Origin of the sequence: Streptomyces wuyuanensis (genome assembly GCF_900103455.1) — a bacterium.
Lineage (GTDB): Bacteria > Actinomycetota > Actinomycetes > Streptomycetales > Streptomycetaceae > Streptomyces > Streptomyces wuyuanensis.
Genome location: NZ_FNHI01000009.1, coordinates 146454 through 166807 on the forward strand (window position 1 = coordinate 146454; position 20354 = coordinate 166807).

Annotated in this window: 15 protein-coding genes and 1 pseudogene; 7 read left to right on the forward strand and 9 right to left on the reverse strand. The window is 72.0% G+C overall.

Translation table 11 applies throughout. The features are described from left to right. Positions 1-153: 153 nt before the first annotated feature. The 3 genes from BLT82_RS15345 to BLT82_RS15355 all read left to right on the forward strand — a co-directional run bounded on the left by BLT82_RS15345 (position 154) and on the right by BLT82_RS15355 (position 2225). The gene (locus BLT82_RS15345) at positions 154-1119 is read left to right on the forward strand and encodes an SRPBCC family protein (RefSeq protein WP_093655026.1); all 966 of its coding nucleotides are present in this window, start codon (positions 154-156) and stop codon (positions 1117-1119) included. A 77-nt stretch (positions 1120-1196) separates the two neighbouring features. Continuing rightward, on the forward strand, positions 1197-1412 hold the full coding sequence (locus BLT82_RS15350; RefSeq protein WP_093655028.1) for a CsbD family protein: 216 nt from the start codon (positions 1197-1199) through the stop codon (positions 1410-1412). Between the two features lie 186 nt (positions 1413-1598). After that, the gene (locus BLT82_RS15355; protein ID WP_093655030.1) at positions 1599-2225 is read left to right on the forward strand and encodes a DNA polymerase ligase N-terminal domain-containing protein; all 627 of its coding nucleotides are present in this window, start codon (positions 1599-1601) and stop codon (positions 2223-2225) included. A gap of 12 nt (positions 2226-2237) precedes the next feature. On the opposite strand, the gene BLT82_RS15360 is transcribed toward BLT82_RS15355, so the two are convergent. The 5 genes from BLT82_RS15360 to BLT82_RS15380 all read right to left on the reverse strand — a co-directional run bounded on the left by BLT82_RS15360 (position 2238) and on the right by BLT82_RS15380 (position 7250). Then, complete coding sequence (locus BLT82_RS15360) at positions 2238-3338, reverse strand: glutamate--cysteine ligase 2 (RefSeq protein WP_093655032.1); 1101 nt, start codon at positions 3336-3338, stop codon at positions 2238-2240. 33 nt (positions 3339-3371) lie between these two features. Continuing rightward, positions 3372-3743: an STAS domain-containing protein gene (locus BLT82_RS15365; protein WP_093655034.1), complete on the reverse strand. Its 372-nt coding sequence runs from the start codon at positions 3741-3743 to the stop codon at positions 3372-3374. Between the two features lie 154 nt (positions 3744-3897). Further along, entirely contained in the window at positions 3898-5436 is a 1539-nt protein-coding gene (locus tag BLT82_RS15370) for an FAD-dependent oxidoreductase (protein WP_093655036.1), read from the reverse strand. A gap of 118 nt (positions 5437-5554) precedes the next feature. Beyond that, positions 5555-5926: a DUF6479 family protein gene (locus tag BLT82_RS15375; RefSeq protein WP_093655038.1), complete on the reverse strand. Its 372-nt coding sequence runs from the start codon at positions 5924-5926 to the stop codon at positions 5555-5557. Positions 5927-6104: 178 nt separating this feature from the next. Continuing rightward, entirely contained in the window at positions 6105-7250 is a 1146-nt protein-coding gene (locus BLT82_RS15380; protein WP_244291985.1) for an FUSC family protein, read from the reverse strand. Between the two features lie 231 nt (positions 7251-7481). Between BLT82_RS15380 and BLT82_RS15385 the strand changes: the two genes are divergently transcribed. From BLT82_RS15385 to BLT82_RS15400, 4 genes are all read left to right on the forward strand, one after another. After that, positions 7482-7793, forward strand: coding sequence for a DUF4235 domain-containing protein (locus tag BLT82_RS15385; RefSeq protein ID WP_093655043.1), 312 nt, complete (start codon positions 7482-7484; stop codon positions 7791-7793). Between the two features lie 142 nt (positions 7794-7935). After that, positions 7936-9384, forward strand: coding sequence for an aminotransferase class I/II-fold pyridoxal phosphate-dependent enzyme (locus BLT82_RS15390; RefSeq protein WP_244291986.1), 1449 nt, complete (start codon positions 7936-7938; stop codon positions 9382-9384). A gap of 311 nt (positions 9385-9695) precedes the next feature. Continuing rightward, positions 9696-10946, forward strand: a complete 1251-nt coding sequence (locus BLT82_RS15395; protein ID WP_404204194.1) for an MFS transporter — start codon at positions 9696-9698, stop codon at positions 10944-10946. Positions 10947-10992: 46 nt separating this feature from the next. After that, positions 10993-12477, forward strand: a complete 1485-nt coding sequence (locus BLT82_RS15400; protein ID WP_093655047.1) for a pyridoxal phosphate-dependent decarboxylase family protein — start codon at positions 10993-10995, stop codon at positions 12475-12477. Between the two features lie 19 nt (positions 12478-12496). On the opposite strand, the gene BLT82_RS15405 is transcribed toward BLT82_RS15400, so the two are convergent. From BLT82_RS15405 to BLT82_RS15415, 4 genes and pseudogenes are all read right to left on the reverse strand, one after another. Continuing rightward, positions 12497-15031, reverse strand: a complete 2535-nt coding sequence (locus BLT82_RS15405; RefSeq protein WP_093655049.1) for a SpoIIE family protein phosphatase — start codon at positions 15029-15031, stop codon at positions 12497-12499. An 84-nt stretch (positions 15032-15115) separates the two neighbouring features. Continuing rightward, entirely contained in the window at positions 15116-19399 is a 4284-nt protein-coding gene (locus tag BLT82_RS15410) for a HAMP domain-containing protein (RefSeq protein WP_208867918.1), read from the reverse strand. 312 nt (positions 19400-19711) lie between these two features. Then, positions 19712-19798: pseudogene (locus tag BLT82_RS38685) on the reverse strand (DUF6766 family protein); the annotation flags it as partial. Between the two features lie 182 nt (positions 19799-19980). Beyond that, entirely contained in the window at positions 19981-20316 is a 336-nt protein-coding gene (locus tag BLT82_RS15415; protein WP_093655053.1) for a MarR family transcriptional regulator, read from the reverse strand. Between the last annotated feature and the right edge of the window lie 38 nt (positions 20317-20354).

A 20354-nucleotide genomic window follows, 5' to 3' on the forward strand; every position in this document is an offset into this window, starting at 1 on the left:
GCGAAGAAGGCACCCCCGAGGAAAGCCACGTCCAAGAAGGCCGCAGCGAAGAAGGTATCGCCCAGGAAGGCACCCGCCAAGAAGACCGCGGCGAAGAAGACGGCTTCGCGCAAGACGGCCGCCAAGAAGACGACCGGACGGCGGAGGTAGGCCATGGCCAAGGAATCAGGTGCCGCCAAGGGCGGCGAAGGCTCCGGTCTCGACCTCCTGCGCAACGAGTTGGTCGACTTCCTCGGCGCCCAGGTCGAGAACCTCGCGGACAAGGCCGGTGACAAACTCTCGGGCCTCACCGACCAATTGCTCGACGCGGCCCAGAACGGCGGCCCGCTGCCCGGCGGCGGCATCATGAAGGCCGTCATCGGGAACAAGGGCAAGGGCATCAAGGACAACGTGGTCGACAAGGCCAAAGGGCTGCTCGGCGGCGGCAAGGGCAAACGGAAGTCCGGCGGCGGCAAGTCCATGAACATCCTCGAGGTCCAGGACGTGGGCGTGCCCCTCCGCGCGGCGTACGACCACTGGACGGCATACGAGGACTTCAGCGACTTCGCCAAGGGCGTGCGCAGCGTCTCCAAGGACAGCGACGACGTGCACAGCGACTGGAAGGTCAAGGTCGGGCCCTCCACCCGGGGCTGGAAGGCCACGGTTCAGGAGCAGGTACCGGACGACCGGATCATGTGGACCTCCGAAGGCGCCAAGGGCAGCACGCGCGGCTGTGTCAGCTTCCACTCCCTGGCACCGTCGCTGACCCGGATCGTGCTCGTCGTCGAGTACTACCCCTCCGGATTCTTCGAGAAGACCGGCAATCTGTGGCGTGCCCAAGGACGGCGGCTGCGGCTGGACTTCAAGAATTTCGTCCGCTACGTCTCGTTCGCCGATGAGGAACCAGAGGGATGGCGCGGGGAAATCCGTGACGGTGAAGTCGTACGCAGTCACGAAGAGGCACTGGAGGAAGAAGAACAGGGCCAGGAGGAGGACGAGGAAGAGTACGAAGAGGACGGCGAGTACGAAGAGGACGAGGAAGGTGACGGCGAGTACGCGGACGAGGACGAGGAACCCGAGGACGGCGAGTACGAGGACGAATACGAGGAGGACGAGGAGGAGGACGAGTACGCCAAATGACGTTTGAGCGGACTCGTCCGAGGTAGCAGCATTGAAGTAGCCGCAAGAAACGTCGGACGCTCAAGGGGCTGACTCACATGGCTGCACAGGGAAAGAAGATTCGCGGCAAAGCCCAGGAGACCGTCGGCAAGGCCAAGCAGAAGGCCGGCGAGGCGACTGGCAACGAGGAGCTTCGCGCCAAGGGCACTGCGGACCGATTGGCGGGCAAGACCAAGGAAAAGACCGCCGAGGCCGAGCAGACGGTGCGCGGCACCGCGGAAGAGCTGAAGGGCAAGGCCCGCAAGAACATGTAGGGCTCTCCCCCATGGGTCCCGGGACGGCCGGAAGGTCGGCGGTCCCGGGACCCGGTGACGTCGTTCTCGGTCTTCGCCCCGTCGTCTGCCCGTACCGTCATCCCCCGTCGTCGGCACGTCTCCGCCCCGTCGTCTGCCCGGAAGATCCGGAGGCGGTCCGCCCGTCTCGCAGCGAAGGAGGCCGACATGCCGGGGAACGACCCACTGCGTGATTACCACCGCAAACGCCACTTCGGCAGGACCTCCGAGCCTGAGGGCCGCGGCGAACGGCAGAGCCGCGGAACTCTCGACGAGCCCGCCTTCGTGGTGCAGATCCACGACGCGAGCACGATGCACTTCGACTTCCGGCTCGAGGTGGACGGGGTGCTCAGGAGCTGGGCGGTTCCGAAGGGGCCGTCGTCGGACCCGCACGAGAAGAGGCTCGCCCTGCCGACCGAGGACCACCCCCTGGAGTACGCGGACTTCGAAGGCGTCATCGCTGCGGGCGAGTACGGCGGCGGCACGGTCATCGTCTGGGACGAGGGCACGTTCCGGAACCTCACCGAGGACCGCCACGGGGACGAGGTCCCGATGGCCGAGGCGCTGGAGCGGGGGCACGCCTCCTTCGCCCTGCACGGTCGCAAGCTCCACGGCGGCTACGCGCTCACCCGCACCGGCTCCGGCTCGAACGGCGGCCGTGAACGCTGGCTGCTCGTGAAGAAGAGCGGCTCGAGCGGCGCCGCGCACGACGCCCCTCAGCCGCACCGTGCCCGGTCGGCCCGAACCGGCCGCACGCTCAAGCGGGTCGCAGAGGACGCCGCGGGCGGCAGCTGACCCCGCGCGGTCTCAGGCGCGCTCCCCGCCGGTGAGGCGCACGCACTCCGTGACGACCTCCCGCAGACTGCCGGTCCGCTCCAGGATCGTGCGCTGGACGGCTGCTCCGTTGCCGGTCCTCAGCACCGCCGCGAGCGCATCCTGGGCGTGTTTCGTGTCCCCGGCGCCGTCGAGGGCATCGCGCACATGGTCGAAGAGTGCCCGCACCACCGTTTCGGCCGGCGCCGGGCGCATCGTCCGGGGATGGAGCAGGCGGCCTTCGAGGCCGTAGCGGGCGGCCTGCCACGCGGCCAGCCGCAGCATGGACTCCCCGTGCCGCGCCGGCGGCTCCCCCGCCTGCCACTGGCGGGCCGCCGTCTCGACCAGCCCGCGGACGAGGACCGCGTGGAGCACCGTCGAGTCCGGATCCAGGCAGACGTCCGCGACCCGGATCTCGACCGTGGGATACCGATGGGACAGCCGGGCGTCGAAATAGATCATCCCTTCGTCCCGGAGGACTCCGGTGCCGACCATGTCCCGCACCTGCCGGTGGTACTGGTCGGCGGAGCCGAAGATCCCGACGGGGCCGGCCGACGGCCAGCGTCCCCACACCTGACTCCGGTAGCTGCTGTAGTGGCTGTCCTGTCCTTGCCAGAAGGGGGAGTTGGCGCTCAGCGCGAGCAGGACGGACAGCCAGGGCCGGATGCGGTCCAGGACCGCGACGCCCTCCTCGTCGGAATCCACGGAGACGTGGACATGGCACCCGCAGGTGAGCTGGTCCTGAAGGGTGAGCCCGAAGCGTTCGGCCATCCAGTGGTACCGCGTGCCGACGGCGACGGAGGGACTGACCGGGAGGGGGAAGGTGGCGAGGGCGGCGACGGCGACGCCCGTGTCCTCGGCGTGCTGCGCAGCCTCGGCCCGGCACCGCCGGATCTCGGCCGCGAGTTCCTCCATCCGGGTCCGGGGCCGCGTGGCGAACTCCAGTTGCTCGCGCTGCAACTCCGATTCGAAGACCTGCTCCTCCCCCGCCGTCTCCCTGGCGGCGGTGTCCAGGACGGCCGCCGACACGGCGCGGGGCTCCCCGGTCTCCGCGTCCACCAGGAGGAGCTCCTCCTCCACTCCCACGCTGCGCACGGCTTGCTCGCTGCCCTTCGCCGGTGTGCCCGGTCAGGCGGACCCGGCGCCGATCGCGTCCAGGGCCTCTCCCAGCGAGGTGACGGTGCGGACCGAGGCGCCGGGGCCGGCCGTATCCAGCAGCTCCCGTACGGGCGGCGAAGGCGCCGCGACGTACAGCGACGCCTCCCCCTGGAGCCGCGTCAGCAGGGCGAGCATGGCCGGATCGGCGGAGGTCACCGACTTCGTGTCCATCACGATGGCCCGGCTCTCCCCCTCCAGCACGTCGTCGAGCCGCTGCGACACGCCGGCCACTGCGTCCGGCCCGAGGTCGCCGCCGAGGGTGATGACCCATGCGTTGCCGCGCCGGCTGCAGCTGAGCACGCCGAGCGGCGGGGTCGATGGGCTGCCGTCGTATTCATGCATCCCCCACGTCTAGCAAACTCGTCCGCGCACTTCCAGACGGACTCCGTCGTCACCCCGGTCCGGGAAGGCGGGCGACGGCTCGGCGAACCGCCGGGCGAACTCCCGACGGACGAGGGGGATCCGGTGGCCGCGGTGGAGCCCGACACGCGCATCTTCAGGTGTCCTCGTCCTGACGTTCGAGCGGGCGGACCGCGGGGCCCTGGAGCACCCTGCCGTCCACGTCGAAACGCGAGCCGTGGCACGGGCACTCCCATGTCGTCTCGGCGTCGTTGAAGTGCACGATGCAGCCGAGATGCGTGCAGCGCGCCGAGACCCGGTGCAGCGCACCGGACCGGTCGCGGTGCACGGCGTGGAGACCGCCGTGCGGGCCCCTCACCACCGCGCCGCCACCGTCCGGGATGTCGTCCGCCGAGTCGGCGTGGCCGCCGGGCAGCCGGTCGGCGACCAGGTGCCTGGCGGTCTTCGCCCAGAGCCTCAGGGCGTCGGGCGCGTCGCCGGGGTGGAGCCGGACGGGGTCGTAGAGCCCGGCCCAGGGCGACGACCCCCCGGTGACCAGTGCGCTCAGCAGCCGCCCCGCCATCAGTCCCCCCGTCATGCCCCAGCCGCCGAACCCGGTGGCGACGTGGACCCGGCGGGTCAGGGGGTGGAGCCGGCCCACGTAGGGCACGTGGTCCGTGGAGAACGTGTCCTGCGCGGCCCAGCGGTGGGTGACCGCGAAATCCCTGAAGTGCTCCTCCGCCCAGCGTTCGAGCCGGTCGAAGTGGGCGGTGGCACCGCCGTCCTTCGGGTCTCCGGGAGTGAACTTCTCGCCGGTGACGACGAGCATGCGGCCGTGGCTCTCGTGCAGGGCGCTGCGCACCGAGCGGGTGCCCTCCTCCTCGGTCAGGAGCATGCCGGCGGGTTCCCCCGCCCCGGGTGGGAGGGGCCCGGCGACGACCGCCTCGCGGCGGGACTCCAGACGGGTGAAGAGCAGCGCCCGGTCGAAGACCGGGTAGTGCGTGGCGACGACGACGTGCCGCGCTTCGACGGTCCGGCCCGCGCTCGTGGTCAGACGGCACGGATCGCCCTCGTCGAGCCCGGTGACCCGGCTGCGTTCGACGATCGTCCCGCCGCTGCGCACGAAGTCCGCGGCGAGTGCGAGCAGGTACTTCCGGGGATGGAACTGGACCTGGTCGTCGAGCCGTACGGCGGCCGCGGCGGGGACGGGGAGGTCGGCGTCGCCGAGGAGGGACACCGCCAGCCCGGCTTCCGCGGCCGCTTCCGCCTCGCGCCGTATGACGTCGGCTTTCGCCGGATCGGCGACGTACGTGTATGCGGGCACATGTTCCAGGTCGCAGTCGATCCCGAGTTCCCCGGCCACCTCCGCGACGCGGCGCACCGCGTCGGCCTGGGAGGCCGCGTACAAACGGGCCGCGTCGGGGCCGCGCGCCGAGCGGATGCGGCTGTACGCCGTGCCCTGCAGCGCCGACACCTTCGCCGACGTGTGGCCGGTGACGCCCCGCGCGATCCGGTCGGCCTCCACGAGCACCACCTGCCGGCCCGCGCGGGCGAGCTCCCAGGCCGTGCAGATCCCGGCGATGCCGCCGCCCACCACCGCGACTTCGACGCGGACGTCCTCGTGCAGTGACGGATACTCGGGCCCGGGGTCGTACTCCGTCCACAGCGAGCCCGCGGAACGCTCGGAGATGGCCATCGGTGTACTCCTCGTCGGGACGGGCGGCGAACGCCGCCGGGCCGGGCCGGCACTCGGTGGACTCACCGCGCACCGCTCGTGATCGCGGTTCTCGCCGCGCGCGTCTTCGCGTCCCGGCTCATCCGCCGAGTCCGCCGCTGCCGAAGGAGCCGCCGCCCTGTTCGTCGCTGCGACGGCGCTCCTCGGGGCCGGGATGGGTGCTGTGGGATCCCAGCTGATGCGGGGTCAGTCGGGAGCCGTCGTCCGGGAAGGTCTCGCCGTCCGGTTCCCGGTTCTCCTCGATGTGCGTGCGTGCGGCCGGACGCGTGGGCTGCTCGGAGGGCCGGGGCCGTCGCGGCTGCGTCCTCCGGCGCCGGATGGCCCAGGGGATGACCCCGATGAGCACCGCGACGATCACGATTCCGGCGATGAACGGGCCGATGCCGCCCAGGGCCGGATTGCTCGCGGCTTGCGTGACGGGCGAGTCCTGGCTGACGATCAGTGGATTCATGTCCTCCGCCTTCTGCTGAGGTCGCCGACGAGGGCCGCTGGGGGCGTGCCCCGGCAAGGGAACGCCGTTCCGAGGCTCTCGGCCCGCGTCGGCCTTCAGGCATCCGCCTGCCCCGCAAGTCATTCGACACACATGCCGCCTTTGTCCGAGGACCGCCGCAGGGGGCCCGAATCGGTCGTCAGGACGGTGTGCCACCTGGCTCGAGCGCGTACAGCAGTTGCTGGGTCTCCGCCACGACGCCGCCCAGGGATGTGGCTGTCTCCGGGTCCTCGCTGGTCACCAGGGCCTTCAGCCGGCCGTGGGCGCCCCAGGCGTCCGGCAGCGCATCGGCCCGACGCTCCTGCGTGCCCGTCCCGCCGGGGCCGGGCGCGGGCACGGTCACCGGCACCGGCTCGGGCACGCAGACCTCCGCCGCACGGCGCAGCACCTCGCCCAGCGGTTCCAGCGCGTCCGAGTGCGGCGGTCGCAGGGAAGGGCTGCCGCCGGCGGCGTCGGCGAGGAGGCGCGTCAGGGACATCAGGTGGTGGGTGGCCCGTTCCCAGGCGGAGTCGCGCTCGGACGGCGGCAGGGCGGGGCCGCGGCGGCGAAGGCGGCGTCCCGGGTTGAAGCGGTAGCTCTCCCGCGTCCAGCCGCGTGCTTCGTGCAGCGCGGCGATGGTGGCGTGGAGGCTGCGCGCCCGGTCGTACCACCGCTCGGCGTCCGCCCGCTCGTAGCCGTGCTCCATGCCCGAGGCCATGGCGCGCAGGAGCTCCGCGGTCTCTCGGGGCAACCGGTCCAGGTGGGCACGTACGTCCTTCAGGTGCACCGGAGGCAGGACGAGCGCGTTCACACCGATCCCGATGAGGGCGCCGATCAACGTCTCCAGCAGCCTGTGGGCCACGTCGGCGAAGGACGTGGAGCCGTAGGCCAGGACGAAGAGAGCCGTGGTGGGAGCGTAGAGGCCCTGCGTTCCGAAGCGGGTCCAGTTGCCCAGCAGGACCGTCACGGGCAGGACGAGCGCCATGGCCACCGTGGTGTTGCCCGTGGCAGCCGCCGCCCCCGCGGCGAGGACGGCGCCGAAGCCGATGACGGCCACCTGCTGGACCGCGGACACCAGGGAGCGGTACACGGTGCTCTGCACCAGCGCCACGGCCGCCCACGGCGCCATCAGGGCCATGGGCGCCCCCCACCACCAGCCCGTCACGGCCCAGGCCAGTACGGCCGCCGCCGCGGCCTTCAGCGACTGGACGAGGGTGTTGCGCTCGCTCCCCGGCCCTCGCACGGCCCGGAGGGCTGAGCGCCGGATCGCCGCCGCTTCCCACCGCAGCCGACTCCACCACTGCACGTCTTCTCTTCCTGTTCCGTCGGGTCGTCCGCGCGCGCCGCGCCCGCACGGGACGTCCCGGGCACGGCGCGCCCGACGCGGCGGGTGCCCACCGGGTGTGCGTCGAAACGGCACGTGTACGGGGTGGCCGAGGGGGCACGCGCCAGTCGGGACTCCCCGGGAGGCGCAGCGATGCGCCCTCATGGAGGACGACGAGGTGTGCACGGCACGGAAACAGGTGAAGGGGGACCCATGAACAAGATGAAGCTGAAGAGGAAGGGCAAGGTGCCGCTCGTCTACAAGCCGGTCGGCTTCGCCCTGAGCTGGGGCGGCGGCGCGCTCGCCGGGCTCGCCTTCCAGAAGGCGTGGAAGGTGCTGCGGCACGAGGACAACGCGCCCGACGCGCTCGACCGGGACCGGAAGTGGGGCGAGATCCTGCTCGCGGCCGCCGTGCAGGGCGCCATCTTCGCCGTCGTGCGCAGCGTGGTCGACAGGTCGGGGGCCAAGGCCGTGCAACGGGCGACGGGCGTCTGGCCCAGCGGCGACAAGAGCGGCAGGGACTAGTCCGCCGCCGGGGTCGGACGCCGCACCCGGTCCGGCGTCCGGCCTCCGGCCGGCGGCTCGTACGCGGTCGCGCCCCTGCGCGGCCCCACATGGGTTGGAGGCGGTCACGATCCCACCGCAACCGGATCATTCGCACGCGCCCGTGCTGGAGGCGCTGGATGCCTACCACCGCAGCGGGCAGACGCCCTTTACGCCGCCCGGCCACAAGCAGGGCCTCGGGGCGGATCCGCGTGCCGTGGCCGTGCTGGGGCCGGGAGTCTTTCGGTCCGACCTCCTCGCCACCTCCGGGCTCGACGACCGCAGTGCCTCGGGAGGCGTCCTGGAACGGGCTCAGCGGCTCATGGCAGACGCGGTGGGCGCGACCCACACGTTCTTCTCCACCTGCGGCAGTTCCCTGTCCGTCAAGGCGAGTATGCTCGCCGTCGCCGGGCCGGGCGAGAAGCTGCTGGTGGGCCGCGACGCGCACAAGTCCGTGGTGGCCGGGCTGATCCTGTCCGGAATGCGGCCCGTGTGGGTGGATCCGCAATGGGATGCCGAACGGCATCTGGCGCACCCTCCGTCGGTGGACGCGTTCGACGAAGCGCTCCGCGAGCACCCCGACGCCAAGGGCGCGTTGGTGACCAGCCCGACGCCGTACGGCAGCTGCGCCGACCTGTCCGCGCTGGCCGCACTCTGCCACAGGCACGGCCTGCCGCTGCTGGTGGACGAGGCGTGGGGCGCCCATCTGCCCTTCCACGACGACCTGCCGACCTGGGCGATGGACGCCGGCGCCGACGTCTGCGTGACCTCCGTGCACAAGATGGGCAGTGGGCTGGAGCAGGGTTCGGTGTTCCATCTCAGCGGTGGACTGGTGGACCCCGCAGTGCTGAAGTCCCGTGAGGATCTGCTGGGCACCACGAGCCCTTCCGTACTCATCTACGCCGCCCTGGACGCCTGGCGGCGCCACATGGTCGAAGAGGGCAAGGAACTGCTCCAGAACGCCCTCGAACTGGCCGGAGCCGTCCGGTCGTCGATCGCCTCCATCGACGGGATGCATGTCGACGGACGCCCCGACTACGTCGGACCGGGGCTCGCGGCCGATCTGGACCCGCTGCCCGTCGTCATCGATGTGTCGGGCCTCGGCATCAGCGGCTACCGGGGCGCGGACTGGCTCCGTCGGCATCACCGCGTGAACCTGCATCTCGCCGATCACCGCCGCATCAGCGCACAGCTCACGTACGCGGACGACCACGACTCGGCGGCCGCGCTGCTGACGGCCCTGCGGGACCTGGCCGACAACGCCCCCTCGCTCCGCCCCGCGACCGCCGTCCACGTGCCGCCGCCCGTCGAGTTGCGCCTCGAACAGGCCGCCCTGCCGCGGGACGCGTACTTCGGCCCCACGGAGCAGGTTCCCCTGCGGGACGCGATGGGCCGGGTCGCGGCGGAGATGGTCACGCCGTACCCGCCCGGCATCCCGGTCGTCGTGCCCGGGGAACGTCTGAACGGGTCCGTGCTGGCGTACCTGGCAAGCGGCGAGGAGGCGGGAATGGTCGTGCCGGACACCGCGGACCCGCGACTGGCCACCCTGCGGGTGGTCGCGGAACGCGCCTGAGCCGGAGGTCGCGGCGCACCGGGCCCGGATGACGCGGCTCTGAGACGCCCGACCCTCGTCCGACCGCCCCATCCGGCAATACACCTCGTCCCACGTCTGTCGCCCCACCGGGCCGCCGTGATCTCCTACGGCAGTCGGCACGCGCTGAACTCACCGCCCGTGGGGGGAACATGTCCGAGAGCCCGCCCTCGGCCGCGGCGCCCGAGGGCCCGGGTTGCGATTCCGGGCGTCCCGCGCCCGCCGGGCCGCTGCCGCGTTCCGTGCGGATCGGGTACGGACTGGGATCCCTGGGCACGGGAACGTTCGGCACCGTGCCGGGTCTGATCCTGCTGTACTACCTCACCAATGTGCTGGCCGTACCGGCCGCGTGGGCCGGGGTCGCGGTGTTCCTGCCCAAGGCCTGGGACGTGCTGATCAATCCACTGGTGGGGGCGGCGGCCGACCGCAGCCGGGTGCAGGGCGGTTCACGGCGGCCGTTCCTGCTGGCGGGCGCGCTGTCGCTGCCTCCGCTGTTCGCGCTGGTCTTCGTCGCGCCCCCGGTGCGAGGGGCGGGCGCGGCCGTGTACGTGGGCGTGCTGTTCACCCTGGCCGCAACCGCCTACGCCGTGTTCCAGGTGCCGTACGTGACGATGCCCGCGGAGATGACGGAGGACGCGGTCGAGCGGGGACGCGTACTGGGCTGGCGGGTCGGTTTCCTCGGCGTGGCGATCCTGCTGTCCGGCGCTCTCGCCCCGGCGATCGCCCATGCCGAGGGCGACAGCGCCGGCGGCTACCGGCTGATGGGCGTGACGGTGGCGGCACTGCTCGCGGCAGGCATGCTCGGCGCCTGGTACTTCACCGGGCGCGCCCCGGTGGTTACCAGGAGCGAGGCAGAGCCGACGCTGCGCTCGCAGTTGGCGGCCGCCCGCGACAACGAGCCGTTCCGGTATCTGCTGGGGATGTGGGCGCTGCAGGCGCTGGCCGCGGGGACGATGCTCGCCGGGGCGCAGTACTTCGCCACCTACACGATCGGTGCGGCCGCGGCCGTCACCCCGCTGTTCGCCTGCATGATCGGCCCGTTGGTGCTGATGATGCCGGTGTGGAACCGGCTGACGCGGGCGCGCGGTGTGAAGTACGCCCAGTGGTGCGCCTCGTCGTTGTTCGCCGCCGGGGCGTCGGTCCTGTTCCTCACGCCGTGGACGGGCCCGGCCCTGGGCTACGCGGCGGTGGCGGTGGTCGGAATCGCCTACGCGGGCCTCCAGTTGCTGCCGCTGACGATGCTCGCCGACACGCTCGCGGTCGATGCGCTCCGCACCGGCAGGCGGCGCGCGGCGACCTTCACCGGGCTGTGGACGGCCGCGGAGACCCTCGCGTTCGCGCTCGGCGCCGGGCTCTTCGCGCTGCTCCTCGCGATAACGGGGTTCCGCTCCTCCGACGCCTCACGACAGGTCGAGCAGCCGGCCGCGGCCCTGACGGGCGTGACCGTCGGAATGAGCCTGCTCCCGGCACTGCTCACCGTGACGAGCCTGTGGCTGCTGCACCGGTACCGCGAAGAGCAGCCGGCCGTCTCGGGCACGACCTGACCGCGCCTGTCCACCACCGCCGACCCTACAGAGGACGAGAACCGCCATGCCGACCGATCCCGCACTCCCCCAGGGCCGCGCCGCCCATGACGTCCTCGGCGAACTGCGTGCGCTGCGCGCCAAGGACGCCCCCACGCGGGGCGGCCGGACCTTCGCGTACGTCTACGACCCGGGTCTCGACGGCCTGGACGAGCTGGCGGCGGAGGCGTACGCCGCGTACGCCTCCGTCAACGGCCTGGACATGACGGTCTTCCCGAGCGTCGCGCGCCTGGAGAACGATCTCGTCGCGGCGGCGGTGTCGCTGCTGGGAACGCCCGGCGCGCAGGGCTCGTTCACCAGCGGCGGTACGGAGTCGATCCTGCTGGCGGTGAAGACGGCGCGCGATCACGCGCGGGCGGTGCGCGGGGTGACCGCGCCCCGGCTCGTCCTGCCGTCGACCGCGCACGCCGCGTTCCACAAGGCGGCCGCATACCTCGGTCTGGAGACCGTGGTGGTGCCGGTGGACGCGCGGACGTTCCGTGCCGACGCGGCGGCGACGGCTGCGGCCGTCACCGAGCAGACTGCCCTGGTGGTCGCCTCCGCGCCCTCGTACGCGCACGGGGTGGTCGACCCGGTACCGGAGATCGCCGCCGCAGCGGCGGAGCGCGGCGTGCTCTGCCATGTCGACGCGTGCATCGGCGGATGGCTGCTGCCGTACCTCCGCCGTGCCGGACGGCAGGTGCCCGACTTCGATCTCTCTGTGCCGGGCGTGACCTCGCTCTCGGTGGACCTGCACAAGTACGGGTACTCCGACAAGGGCGCGTCCGTCGTGCTGTACCGGGATGCCGGACTGCGCCGCCACCAGTACTTCGCGCACGCGGGATGGCCGGGATACCCCGTGGTCAACCCGACGGTCCAGGGCTCCAAGCCGGCGGGCCTGCTGGCCCAGGCGTGGGCGGTGCAGCGGCACATCGGCGAGGACGGCTACACCGCGCTCGCCGAGCGAATCGCCGTGTCCATGGACCGGCTGCTGACGGGGCTGAGGGCCATGGACGGCGTACGGGTGCTGGGCGACCCGGAGGCGAGTCTCGTCGCCTTCACCCCGACCGGTGCGGACGGGGCGCCGGACGCGAGTCGGATGCTGCACCTGGCCGACGAGATGCGCGAGCGCGGCTGGTACCTCCAGCCGCAGTTGTCCTTCGACGGCCTCCCGCCGAACCTCCATCTGACGCTGACGCCGGCCACCCAGGGCCGCGTCGACGCCCTGCTGGGCGACCTTCGCACCTCGCTCGACGCGGCCCGCGCCCGGGAGCCGGTCACCGCCGACCCCGGCCTCGTCCGGCTCGCCGCGGACCTCGACCCGGACGCCCTGGGATCCGACGAGATCGCCGCGGTCCTGGCCTTCGCCGGGCTCGACGGCAAGGACGACGGCGGGGGCGCGGTCGGCCTGCCGCGCCGCATGGCCCCGGTCCTCGCCCTGCTCGACGCGCTGCCCCGGCGTCTGAAGGAGCGGTTGCTGATCGAGTTCGTGGGGTCGGTGTTCCGGGTCTGAGGCGACCGGCGAAGCGGGTTCAGAGCACGCGGACGCCGATGAGGCAGGTGTCGTCGTCGGTGTCGGACTTGCTGTGGGTGAGCAGGTGGTCCAGCCGCCGGTCGAGAGTCGCGGAGGCGGTCTGGGCCGTGCCGAGCAACTGGGTCAGGGAGTCGTGGACCGAGGTGTCGCGGCGCTCGACGAGGCCGTCGGTGTACATCAGCAGCGTGTCGCCCGGCTCCAGCTGGACGTCGGACTCCTCGTACTGCGCCTCACCGAGGGCGCCCAGGAGCAGTCCGCCGGGCATGGGGAGGGTGCTGGCGTCGGCGCCGCGCACGAGCACCGGGGGCAGATGTCCCGCCCTCGCCCAGCGCAGCGTGCGGGTCTCGGGGTCGTACAGGCCGCACACCGCGGTGGCGGTGACGTGTTCGGTGAGGTGGTGCGCCACGATGTTCAGCCAGGACAGCAGCTGCGCCGGGCCGGCGCCGGTGACCGCCAGGCCGCGCATGGCGTTGCGGAGGACGACCATGCCGGTGGCCGCCTCGATGCCGTGGCCGGCGACGTCGCCCACGCACAGCAGGATGCGCTTGGACGGCAGCACGACCGCGTCGTACCAGTCACCGCCGACGAGGGACTCGGATTCGGCCGGGCGGTAGCGCACGGCGACCTCGAGTCCGGGGGCGTCGAGCGGCGCACGGCGTGGCGGCATGATGGCGTGCTGGAGCTGGAGAGCGAGCCGGTTGCGCTCCGCGGACTCCTTCTCGGTGTGCTCCAGTTGGTCGCGGGTCGCGGCCAGCGCGACCTCGGTCCAGTGCTGCGAGGAGATGTCCTGGTAGGCGCCGCGCACGGCGATGAGGCGGCTGTCGGCGTCGAGGACGGGTTCGGCGATGACCCGGATGTGACGGGTGACGCCGTCGGGGCGCTGGAGGCGGAACGCCGTCGAGGCGGGCCGCCGGTGGTGCAGCACGGCCTGGAGGAAGCGGCCGATGGTGACCGCGTCGTCGGGGTGCGCATGGGCGGAGAGGTCCTGCAGGTGGACGGGGCTGTCGGTGACCGCGCGCCCGTACAGGGCGAAGAGCTGCCCGTTCCAGGTGACCTCGCCGCTGACCAGGTTCTCCTCGAAACCCCCTATGCGGCCGAGCCGCTGGGCGTGCTGGAGCAGGCTGGCCAGGCGCGCGGTCTCGTCCTCGATGCGCCAGATGAGCAGCACGGCGTGGCCGTGCCGGCTGATGCTGAGGTCGGCGACGGTGTCGAGCGGTACCTGGTCGACGAGGGCGGTGAGGGTCATCCGCCGGGCGCGGAACGGTTCACCTGTCGCGTAGACGCGTTCGACCTTGTCGAAGAGATCGCTGTCCGCGGCCGCCATGGGGTACGCCTCGAGCAGCAGCGCGCCGCTGACGGCGCTGCGGGGCCGGCCCGCCGGGTCGAGGAAGCGGCTGTTGGCGTGGCGGACCCGGAAGTCGGTGAGGTGGCCGTGCACGTCGAGGTGCGGGGTGAGGACGAGCGCCGGATCGTGCAGTCCCTCGGCCAGTTCGACGAGTTCGGACACGCCGGCGGGCTCCCGCGGCGTCCGGAGACCCGTGTCGGCGGGGGCGCTCTCCATGGTGCGGGCGCACAGTTCGGCCAGTGCGTCGAGCTGCCGCTCCACGGCGGGCGCCCGCTCCGGGAGGAGCTGTGGCCAGCAGATCTCCAGGACTCCGTTGATCCTGCCGCCGGTTCCGGCCGGGAGGGCGACCCGGCCGCCCTCCGCGGTCCGGCTGTGGCCGATGGACGGAACACCCGCCTCCGCGAGGGAGGGGATGTGCACCGGCCGCCGCTCGCCGAGCGCCTGGCGGGCGACGGTGGCCACACCGGGCGGCACGTACCGCCAGCGGGCCGCCTCGTCCGGGCTGAAGCCGGCGTGTCCGCTGAGCGAGAGGGAGCCGTCCGTCCCCGCGGTCCACACGGCGACGGCCGACGCCCCCAGCGGGGCCAGGGCGTGCTGGAGCAGCGACTCGGCGACCGCCTGGGTGTCGCCGGAGGCCAGCGCGGCGCTCTCGGCCGTACGCAGCCGCACGGAGACGGACCGGCCCGGTCCCTGCTCCTCCGGGTCCCCGTGGGCCCGCCGGACGAACTCGCCCGCGATGTCGGCGACCTCGTCACGGGCGGCCTGGTTGATGATGTCCGCCGCCAGTTCGAGCTGCGACAGTCCCGCCTGGTCGGCGAGTTCGGCCAGCTGCACGGCCGCCTGTGCCGGGCCGCAGCTGAGCCTTTCGATCAGCACGCCCTTGGCGAGCTCGATGAGGGCCCGTCCGTCGGCTGCCGCGTGCGCGGCACGGATCTCCCCGCGGAGCCGTTCCACCGTGGCGGCCAGGCGGCCGACGCTGGAGCTGCGGTCCGGTGCGCCCTCGGGCCCGGCGGGGGCGAGTCCCGTGCCGGGGCCACCGGGCTCCGAGGAAGGCGGAGGCGTGCCCGGCTCGGCCCCGTGTGCCGGGTCCGGTCCGGGCGGCGATCCGGTGCCGGACACCGGCACGGCCGCGGGAGCGAGCAGCGCGTCGTCACCGGGTGGGTTCCCGGCGGGCTCGGTTCGGCTCATGACGCTGCGGACTCCTCGGTGTCAGCGTGGTGAGGGAGGCTGTGCGTACTCCGGTACGGGTCGTTCGCCGCGGCGCGGCGTGCGTCACGGGGCACTCAGCCACCTGCGCAGGCAGGCCACGAGATCGTCGGCGTTCACGGGCTTGGTGACGTAGTCGCTGGCTCCGGCGGCGAGGCTCTTCTCCCGGTCGCCGGGCATCGCCTTCGCCGTGACCGTGATGATCGGCAGGGTCGTGTGCTGGGGCATCTGACGGATCTTGGACGTGGCCGTGTAGCCGTCCATCTCCGGCATCATCACGTCCATGAGGATCAGGTCGACCTCGGGGTGCGCGGCCAGCTTGTCGATGCCCTGCCTGCCGTTCTCGGCGTGGAGGACGCGGATGCCGTGCAGTTCGAGGATGCCGCTCAGCGCGTACAGGTTGCGGGCGTCGTCGTCGACGACGAGGACCGTACGGCCCTGGAGTCCCCCGGCGGCGCTCGGCGGCTGCTGGTGGGTCTCCTCCACCCGGACCAGCGGTACGACGTCTCCCGGCTGCTCGGCCGAGAGGTACAGCGCGATGCGTTCGCGGAGTTCGTCCAGGCTGGACAGCAGCTCCAGCGGACGCTCGTGGACGCGGGACTGGAGCGCGCGCTCGTCCGCCGCGTCGAGCCGGCGGTTGTTGTGGGCGAGTACGGGAACGGTCCGCAGCGCGGCGTCCCCGTCCATCGCGTCGAGGAAGCGCAGTGCCTGTCCGTCGGCCATGTCGAGTTCGAGGACCACGCAGTGGAAGGGGTCGGTGGCGAGGGCGGCGGCCGCCTCCTCCGGTCCGACCGAGGCGACGACCTCGAAGGTGTCCCGGTCGGGCAGATCGGCTCCGGCGAGTTCGCCGACCGCGCTCTCGGCCACGAGCGACAGCAGTCCGCGGGGGCGTTCCTCGATCACCAGCAGCCGCCGGGTCTGCCGGGCCCGCCCGGCGCCGAACGCCCCGGCCGGCCGCTCGCCCTCGACGGTCTCGACGGCTTCCTCGGTCTCCGCCGGAGGACGGGCGGGATCGTCGGTCTGGCCCTGGAAGTCGGCGCGGGCGACCGGGAGGTAGAGCGTGAAGGTGCTGCCCTGGCCCAGTGCGCTCTCGGCGGTCACCGCGCCGCCCAGCAGATGCGCGATCTCGCGGCTGATCGACAGTCCCAGGCCCGTGCCGCCGTACTTGCGGCTGGTCGTCCCGTCCGCCTGCTGGAAGGCACCGAAGATGACCTCGAGCTGCTGCTCGGCGATGCCGATGCCGGTGTCCTCGACGCGGAAGGCCACGACGGCGCCGCCGCGGTGGACGGAGTCGGGCAGTTCCGCCTCGGACGCCGGTTCGATACGCAGTTCCACACTGCCGCGCTCGGTGAACTTGACCGCGTTGGAGATGAGATTGCGCAGCACCTGGCGGAGCCGGGAGTCGTCGGTCACCAGGTCGGCCGGGACGCCGGGGGCGGTGGTGATGGTGAAGTCGAGGCTCTTCTGCGTGGTGACCGGCCGGAACGTCGCCTCGACGTAGTCGAGCAGCGGGCGCAGCGCGACGCGCTCCGGGTTGATGTCCATCTTTCCGGCCTCGACCTTGGACAGGTCGAGGATGTCGTTGATGAGCTGGAGCAGGTCGGAGCCGGCCGAGTGGATGATGCCGGCGTACTCCACCTGCTTCGGCGTGAGGTTCCGGGTCGGGTTCTGGGCCAGCAACTGGGCGAGGATCAGCAGGCTGTTGAGCGGGGTGCGCAGCTCGTGACTCATGTTGGCCAGGAACTCCGACTTGTACCTGGAGGCGAGAGCCAACTGCTGTGCGCGGTCCTCCAGTTCCTGCCGCGCCTGCTCGATCTCGAGGTTCTTGCCCTCGATGGCGCTGTTGCGGTCCGCCAGCAGGGCGGCCTTCTCCTCCAGTTCGGCGTTGGACCGCTGGAGCTCCTCCTGCTGGACCTGGAGTTCCTCGGAGCGGGACTGCAACTCCGTCGCCAGTCGCTGCGACTCGCCGAGCAGTTCGTCGGTGCGGGCGTTGGCGACGATGGTGTTGACGTTGACGCCGATCATCTCCATGAGCTGCCCGAGGAAGTCCCGGTGGACCGGGGTGAACGGCGTGAACGAGGCCAGTTCGATGACGCCGAGGACCTGTTCGTCCACGACGACGGGCAGCACGATCAGGCTTCCCGGCGTCGTGCGGCCGAGGCCGGAGGAGATGACGTAGTCGCCCGGCACGTTGTCCGCGGCGATCGTGCGGCGACTGCGGGCGGCCTGGCCCACGAGGGAGTCGCCCAGCCGGAAGCGGTCCTCGCCGGGTGTGCCCGCCGGGCGCCCGTACGAGCCGACGAGGCGGAGTTCGGCGCCGTCCTGGGTCTCCTCGGCGAGGTAGAAGGCGCCGTACTGGGCGGAGACGAGCGGGGTCAGCTCGTCCATGACCAGCTCGGCCACCACCGCCAGGTCGCGGTGGCCCTGCATCAGCCCGGAGATCCGGGCGAGGTTGGTCTTGAGCCAGTCCTGTTCGTGGTTGGCGCGGGTGGTGGCGCGCAGCGACTCCACCATCGCGTTGATGTTGTCCTTGAGTTCGGAGACCTCGCCCGAGGCGTCGACGGTGATGGAGCGGGTCAGGTCGCCCTCGGCGACGGCGCTGGTGACCTCGGCGATGGCACGGACCTGGCGGGTGAGGTTCCCGGCCAGCTCGTTCACGTTCTCCGTGAGCCGCTTCCAGGTGCCGGAGACTCCCTCGACCTCGGCCTGCCCGCCCAGCCGGCCCTCGCTGCCGACCTCCCGGGCGACACGGGTCACCTCGGCGGCGAACGACGACAGCTGGTCGACCATCGTGTTGATGGTCGTCTTCAGCTCCAGGATCTCGCCCCGCGCGTCCACGTCGATCTTCTTCGACAGATCGCCGTTGGCGACGGCGGTGGTGACCTGGGCGATGTTGCGCACCTGGTTGGTCAGATTGGTCGCCATGGAGTTGACGTGGTCGGTGAGGTCCTTCCACGTGCCGGCGACGTTCGGCACCCGGGCCTGGCCGCCGAGCCGGCCCTCGGTGCCGACCTCTCGGGCGACGCGGGTGACCTCGTCGGCGAACGCGGAGAGCGTGTCCACCATGGTGTTGATCACTTCGGCCAGCGCGGCGACCTCGCCCTTGGCCTCGACCGTGATCTTCCGGGACAGGTCGCCGCGTGCCACGGCGGTGGCCACCTGCGCGATGGAACGCACCTGCCCCGTCAGGTTGGAGGCCATGACGTTGACGTTGTCGGTGAGGTCCTTCCAGGTGCCGGAGGCACCGCGGACCGTCGCCTGGCCGCCGAGGTTGCCCTCGGTGCCCACCTCGCGGGCCACCCGCGTCACTTCGTCGGCGAAGGAGGACAACTGGTCGACCATCGTGTTGATGGTCTCCTTCAGCTCCAGGATCTCCCCCCGCGCGTCCACGCGGATCTTCTGGGTGAGGTCGCCCTGGGCGACGGCCGTGGTCACCTGGGCGATCGAGCGCACCTGCGCCGTCAGGTTGTCGCCCATCACGTTCACCGACTCGGTGAGGTCCTTCCACGTGCCGGAGACGCCCTTGACGTCCGCCTGACCGCCGAGCCGGCCCTCGGTGCCCACCTCACGGGCCACCCGCGTCACTTCGTCGGCGAAGGAGGACAACTGGTCGACCATCGTGTTGATGGTCTCCTTCAGCTCCAGGATCTCCCCCCGCGCGTCCACGTCGATCTTCTGCGACAGATCGCCGCGCGCCACCGCCGTCGCCACCTGGGCGATCGAGCGCACCTGCGCGGTGAGGTTGCCCGCCATGAAGTTCACGGAGTCGGTGAGGTCCCGCCAGGTTCCGGAGACGCCCTTGACGTCCGCCTGGCCGCCGAGTATCCCCTCGGTGCCCACCTCGCGGGCCACCCGGGTGACCTCGTCGGCGAACGCGGAGAGCTGGTCGACCATCGTGTTGATGGTCTCCTTCAGCTCCAGGATCTCCCCCCGCGCGTCCACGTCGATCTTCTGCGACAGATCGCCGCGCGCCACCGCCGTCGCGACCTGGGCGATGTCCCGCACCTGCGTGGTGAGGTTGCCCGCCATCGCGTTGACCGAGTCGGTCAGGTCCGCCCACGTACCCGAGACGCCGGGGACCTCGGCCTGACCGCCGAGCGTTCCCTCGGTGCCCACCTCGCGGGCGACCCGGGTCACCTCGGAGGTGAACAGGGAGAGCTGGTCGACCATGCCGTTGAAAACACCGGCGATCTCGCCGAGCAGACCGTCGGCGTCGTCGGGCAGCCGGGTGCCGAAGTCCCCGTCCCGTACGGCCGTGAGCCCCGCCAGCAACTGCCGGAGCTCGGGCTCCCCCACGGCGCCCCCGTCGTGCGACCCCGTCCGCTGCACCGGGCGCGTCTTCCCCACCATCGTCTCAGCCATGACCACCCTCGTTAGCCTGACCCGGCTCCTCCCGTCGACGACGGGTGGAGCGCTGCGGCCCTCCGGCGGAGGGCCCCCCGTACTCGTCGCCGACCGGTCCAAGAATCGTTGTCGTGCGACAAAATACGAGGCAGCGTAACCTGCCGCGGCCCTCCGCGTGGACACGGCCCCGGCATTTCGGACAGGTGACGGGACGGCGCGGCGCGCGGGACGCCGTGGCGGCGGACGGGCATCCGGACTTCGGCTGCCGGACTCCGGCTTCCCCGGCCGGTGGGTGCCCCCGACCGACGCGCGCGGCCGTCAGCCTTCGACCCCGGGGGAGGAATGGGCGGCACCGACCGGCTTGGACTCGGGGGATCCCCGCTGCCGCAGGTAGACGGAGAGGATGACGCGGTCCGGCTCCGTCCCCACTCTGCGCGGTTCCCTGGAATCCGGTGAGCCCTCGCGAGGACCGGCAGCACGTCCCCGACCACTACCGCCCGTTCTCCTGCTGACGCGCACGGTACGGGCGACGGCCGCGCCCCCGTGCCTCCGTCAGCCGCGCGGGGGTCGCGCGGGGGTCGCGCGACTCAGCGCCTTTCGCCGTCCGGGCTGACGACGCGGTTCGCCTCGTCAGCGACGAGCAGCGAGAGGAGCGCGGCCACCGTGAGCCCGGCCTCGGCCGGATGCCGCAGCACCTTCGATTGCTCGATGCGGTAGTTGTTCGAACGCCCCTCGCGCGTGTGCGACAGATAGCCCGCCTGTTCCAGGTCGGCGATGATCTTCTGAACGGCGCGTTCCGTCAGCCGGCAGTGTGCGGCGATGTCCCGGATCCGCACGCTCGGGTTGTCGGCGATGACAGCGAGCACACGGGCGTGATTCGTGATGAACGTCCATCCGTTGTGCGGTTCTGGCACTACACCCATGGCTCGATCTTAGGACTGAAGCGGGTGCACGAAAAGAC

Bases quoted from the DNA above. Each gene is read 5' to 3' on its own strand.
- BLT82_RS15405 (WP_093655049.1), bottom strand. From the start codon at position 15,031: ATGAGCCGAACCGAGCCCGCCGGGAACCCACCCGGTGACGACGCGCTG.
- BLT82_RS15355 (WP_093655030.1), top strand. From the start codon at position 1,599: ATGCCGGGGAACGACCCACTGCGTGATTACCACCGCAAACGCCACTTC.
- BLT82_RS15400 (WP_093655047.1), top strand. From the start codon at position 10,993: ATGCCGACCGATCCCGCACTCCCCCAGGGCCGCGCCGCCCATGACGTC.
- BLT82_RS15370 (WP_093655036.1), bottom strand. From the start codon at position 5,436: ATGGCCATCTCCGAGCGTTCCGCGGGCTCGCTGTGGACGGAGTACGAC.
- BLT82_RS15345 (WP_093655026.1), top strand. From the start codon at position 154: ATGGCCAAGGAATCAGGTGCCGCCAAGGGCGGCGAAGGCTCCGGTCTC.
- BLT82_RS15365 (WP_093655034.1), bottom strand. From the start codon at position 3,743: ATGCATGAATACGACGGCAGCCCATCGACCCCGCCGCTCGGCGTGCTC.
- BLT82_RS15410 (WP_208867918.1), bottom strand. From the start codon at position 19,399: ATGGTGGGGAAGACGCGCCCGGTGCAGCGGACGGGGTCGCACGACGGG.
- BLT82_RS15385 (WP_093655043.1), top strand. From the start codon at position 7,482: ATGAACAAGATGAAGCTGAAGAGGAAGGGCAAGGTGCCGCTCGTCTAC.
- BLT82_RS15415 (WP_093655053.1), bottom strand. From the start codon at position 20,316: ATGGGTGTAGTGCCAGAACCGCACAACGGATGGACGTTCATCACGAAT.
- BLT82_RS15375 (WP_093655038.1), bottom strand. From the start codon at position 5,926: ATGAATCCACTGATCGTCAGCCAGGACTCGCCCGTCACGCAAGCCGCG.
- BLT82_RS15350 (WP_093655028.1), top strand. From the start codon at position 1,197: ATGGCTGCACAGGGAAAGAAGATTCGCGGCAAAGCCCAGGAGACCGTC.